General features: G+C 65.5%; 6 protein-coding genes. 3 read left to right on the plus strand and 3 right to left on the minus strand.

Annotated elements, in window-relative coordinates:
• Nucleotides 1–137: 137 nt before the first annotated feature.
• From F7R91_RS41600 to F7R91_RS41610, 3 genes are all read left to right on the plus strand, one after another.
• Complete coding sequence (locus tag F7R91_RS41600; protein WP_150959048.1) at nucleotides 138–797, plus strand: ABC transporter ATP-binding protein; 660 nt, start codon at nucleotides 138–140, stop codon at nucleotides 795–797.
• Nucleotides 784–918, plus strand: a complete 135-nt coding sequence (locus F7R91_RS43960; protein ID WP_269144824.1) for a hypothetical protein — start codon at nucleotides 784–786, stop codon at nucleotides 916–918. Before F7R91_RS41600 ends, F7R91_RS43960 begins: the two co-directional genes overlap by 14 nt.
• Nucleotides 919–1,525: 607 nt before the next feature.
• Nucleotides 1,526–1,894, plus strand: coding sequence for a hypothetical protein (locus F7R91_RS41610; protein WP_150959050.1), 369 nt, complete (start codon nucleotides 1,526–1,528; stop codon nucleotides 1,892–1,894).
• Nucleotides 1,895–2,054: 160 nt separating this feature from the next.
• On the opposite strand, the gene F7R91_RS41615 is transcribed toward F7R91_RS41610, so the two are convergent.
• From F7R91_RS41615 to F7R91_RS43630, 3 genes are all read right to left on the minus strand, one after another.
• Nucleotides 2,055–3,008, minus strand: a complete 954-nt coding sequence (locus tag F7R91_RS41615) for an HNH endonuclease (protein WP_225321132.1) — start codon at nucleotides 3,006–3,008, stop codon at nucleotides 2,055–2,057.
• Nucleotides 3,005–3,634 (minus strand): group II intron maturase-specific domain-containing protein, encoded by a 630-nt coding sequence (locus F7R91_RS41620; protein ID WP_225321133.1) that lies wholly within the window; start codon nucleotides 3,632–3,634, stop codon nucleotides 3,005–3,007. The genes F7R91_RS41615 and F7R91_RS41620 overlap by 4 nt, the downstream gene beginning before the upstream one ends.
• A partial coding sequence (locus F7R91_RS43630) for a hypothetical protein (RefSeq protein WP_225321134.1) occupies nucleotides 3,577–3,807 on the minus strand: 231 nt, incomplete at its 5' end. The genes F7R91_RS41620 and F7R91_RS43630, both read right to left, overlap by 58 nt.

Consider the following 3,807-nt stretch of genomic DNA (forward strand, 5'->3'; position numbering starts at 1 on the left):
TGGACACCTACGTGATCAACCACAACACCACCGCCAAGCCCTACCGCTGGACCTACGACGGCACCCCGCTCAAAACTTCCTGATGCCCCAACACCCCTCCACGAACTTGCGCGGAGCAGCACTAGTAGGCCCCGCACATGCCGACCGGATCCACAGACGCACCACCGCCGGTGCTCCAGGCCCACGACGTTCACAAGTCCTACGGTCGGCGCCACGTCCTGCGCGGCGCCGACCTCACCGTCTCCCCCGGGCAACTCGTCGCCGTCGTCGGCGAGAACGGCGCCGGAAAATCCACTCTGCTCAGGGCCCTGGCCGGCATCTTGCCCGTGGACCGTGGCGAGGTGGCCCTGACCGGGACACTCGGCTACTGCCCGCAGGACCCCGTGCTGAACGGCAGCCTGACCGTCGAGCAGCATCTGCACTACTTCGCCGCCGCCCGCCGCCTGCCCGATCTGCGGCGCGGCCACGAACTCGTCCGCATCCTCGGCTACGAGAAGTACGGACATGCCGTCGTCGGCGAGCTGTCCGGCGGCACCCGGCAGAAGCTGAATCTCACCCTGGCCCTCCTGCACGATCCGGACGTCCTGCTCCTCGACGAGCCCTACCAGGGCTTGGACTGGGAGACCTACCTGCGCTTCTGGGACCTGGTCGACGACTTGCGCACCCGCGGGAGGGCCGTCGTGATCATCACCCACCTCGTCTTCGAACAGGACCGCTTCGACCTGCTGGCCTGCCTCACCGGCGGCCGGCTCACCCCGCGCACGACAGCCGGGAGCGTCCACCATGCTGACGCCTGACACACCTGAACTGCGGCCGCTGTGCGGGCAGTTCCCCACGGCCCTGCGCTTCTCGGTGCGGGATCAGACCCGCAACCGGCTCGCCGGCCTGCTGCTCGTGCTGTTTGTGCCCGTCTGGTAGCTGCTCATGGATGCCCTGGCTTCGGGCGACGTGCTCGACTTCAGACTGTACGCCACCGGCGAGGTCCTGCCCGTCGACGGCGGCCGGCTCACCCTGATCTCGGCGGGCCTCAACTCTGTGACGATGATCGCCGGGTTCGTTGTCTTCGACGCCGTCCGCAGGGCACTCGCCTTCGACCGGCGGCTCGTCTTCGCCGGTTACCGGCAGTCCACTCTCATCGGCGCCAAGACTCTGGCCGTCGGTTTGGTCGCCGCGGCGATCGCCCTGTACACCGCGCTGGCGATCCTGTTCTACTGGCGGCCGATGGTGGGCGGCTGGTTCGCCGTCCTCGCCGGGTACACGGTCATCGCCCTCAGCTACGGTGCCCTCGGCCTGCTCCTCGGCCACCGCATCCGCCCAGGCCGGTCCGGCCCAGCGCCCGAAGCCGGAAGATCCGAACCAACGGCCCGCCGCCGGAACTCCGCATCAGCGGAGCATAGGGCCGCAAACCGTGGCACGATGCAAAGGTGCCCCGCCGCACGGCCCCGGACAGGGGCACCGCCCGGGGCTGGAGCGCCGGGAAGCCTGGTCGGCACGGAGATCGCTGATGCCGAGAGGGGGACGGGCCGTGTCAGCCATCCAGGTGGCACTGAACCGGGCGATGCGTCTCGACGGAGCTCTGGGCGTCGCCGTCGTCGACTACGTCAGCCGCATGGCGCTCGGCACCGTGAGCCGCAGAAACGATCTTGACCTGGAGCGGGCCGCACACGGCGGCACCGACGTCGTACGCGCCCATCTGTCCGCCCTGGACCTGATCGGCCACAAGCCGGAACAGCTCGAAGACGTCTTGATCACCCTCGACAGCGAGTACCACCTCATCCGCCCGCTGACCCGCCGCACCCACGAAGGGCTCTTCATCCTGGTGGTTCTGGACCGCGAGCGCGCCGCGCCGGACGGCGCACGCCAAGAACTTCAGCGGATCGAGGACCTGTTGTAAGTAGGGTCGGGGACTGGCGCGGTGGCCGACGCTCCGTTTCCAGTCCCCGCCGCTTCAAGTGAAGTAGGCCGCCGACGAGGTACCCGTGGTGCGGGTCCTTTTCCGACGGCCCCTTCCCGAACGGTACGGTCCAGTTTCCCGGCATACCGCTCTCCAGTAGTTATTTCCGGGTGGGTGCTGTACTCCGCCCCGCGTGGATGTCCTGGTGGCAACGTTCGCAAACCACGAGGGTTTTGCGTTTCCGCATAGCCATCAGATGTACCCACGACGGCCGTTCCCTCCGTCCTGGCTTGTTGAGATCGGCGAGTTTGCGGACGTGGTGGACTTGAAGTCCGGTACGCCCTTCGCATATCTCACACTGCCCCGCAAGCAGCCGGTGGATCAGCTCATTGCGTCGGGCAGTAGCCATGACCGGCTGGCGATCAGTAATCACGGCCTTCTGCTGCCGCTTGAGTGGAATCCCACCGAAGCGGGCGACCAGCGGTTTCTTCCGTTCATCCCGCTGCACCGCGACCTGGCAGCAGGGCCGCCGGCCGTCAGGGGTATCGATAGACGCCTTGTATCGCCGGGCCATCTTCCTCACAGTCGACTTGTGCTTCCCGGCCAGGGTCTTGAGCATCGAGATCTCCATGACCCAGCGCAGCAGTTCCAGGCGGAAAACATCCTGGGCGAGAAGGTAGTACTGGACGAACCCGCGGAACTCAGCTCCGCACTTCGCGACGGTCGTGAAGTCATCGTCGTGCAGCAACGGGCCGCGCTGAGCGGGTTTTCCCTTGCTCATGTAGCGTGCACATCGGTCCCGGATGACGGTCCTGGGCACGAACAGGCCGATGACGCCGTTGACCATCCTGCGGTTCCGGGTGATCTTCGTGTCGCCATGCTGGGCCCTGAGTTCATAGCCGAGGAAATGCGCCGCCCGGCTGGTGGCGTGTGTGATCAGGGTCTTGGAGTCGGAGAGTTCCAGCCTGAGTTCATCACGCAGGAACATTCGTATCTTCGCCTTGATCTCCTCGGCCTCACGCTTGGGACCGGCAAACCCGAGCAGGAGGTGAGTCGGCGGCGGGAATCTCACCCGCCGCCGCTCGCAGAACCGTGCGGGAACCTCTCGGCTCACACGGCTCCCATCGCCCAGCCATCAGGCTTGAGACCGAATCGCCAGTGGGCGAAGAGGTTCGGGTACCGGCGGGCGGTGCCCGCCAGTAGTTCCTTCGCCTTCCGCTCCCTGCGGTGAAGCCGTTTGTACTTCCGGCAAGCCCAGCGCACCAGATACTCGTTGAGGCGCCGGAGGAGGGGATACAACATGGACTTGTAGAAGCGCCCGTAATAGTTGACCCACCCTTGCACGACGCTGTTGAACGTCCGCGCAAGGTCGTTGAGGGACTTGTCATTGCGGGCGGCGATGCGCCAGGAGCGGATCTCCTTGCCCATCGCCTTGATCGCCTCCTTGCTGACCGCGGGCAGGAAGTTCACAAAGTGCTTCCCGTACCGGTTCTTGGCCAGCCTCGGACGGAACGTGTACCCGAGGAACGTGAACGACGTGTGCTCGAACGAGCCACGTCGGTCGGTGTCCTTGCAGTAGACGATTCGCGTCTTGTCCGGATGCAATTCCAGACCGACCTGCGCCAATCTCGCGGCGAGCGCGTCCCGCACGTGGCGGGCCTGCCTCTCGCTCTTGCAGTGAATCACTGCATCGTCGCAGTACCGCTCGAAGGTGACGTGAGGAATTCTCGCGTCAGCCACACATCGAACGCATAGTGGAGATACAGATTCGCCAGCACGGGGGAAACCACGCCTCCAACGCAATGGGCAACTTCACCTTCGAAGTGACGTTGCGTTACCGGCGGTTGGAAAAGCTGCCGCGCGTCGAGAGTAGGAACCGTCATGACGGGTAGTACGTTCATGACATGGTACGC

Origin of the sequence: Streptomyces luteolifulvus, from assembly GCF_008806595.1 — a bacterium.
Classification (GTDB): Bacteria; Actinomycetota; Actinomycetes; order Streptomycetales; family Streptomycetaceae; genus Streptomyces; species Streptomyces luteolifulvus.

Excerpts from the sequence above, each read along its gene's own strand:
- F7R91_RS41600 (WP_150959048.1), top strand. The coding sequence starts at position 138 with ATGCCGACCGGATCCACAGACGCACCACCGCCGGTGCTCCAGGCCCAC.
- F7R91_RS43960 (WP_269144824.1), top strand. The coding sequence starts at position 784 with ATGCTGACGCCTGACACACCTGAACTGCGGCCGCTGTGCGGGCAGTTC.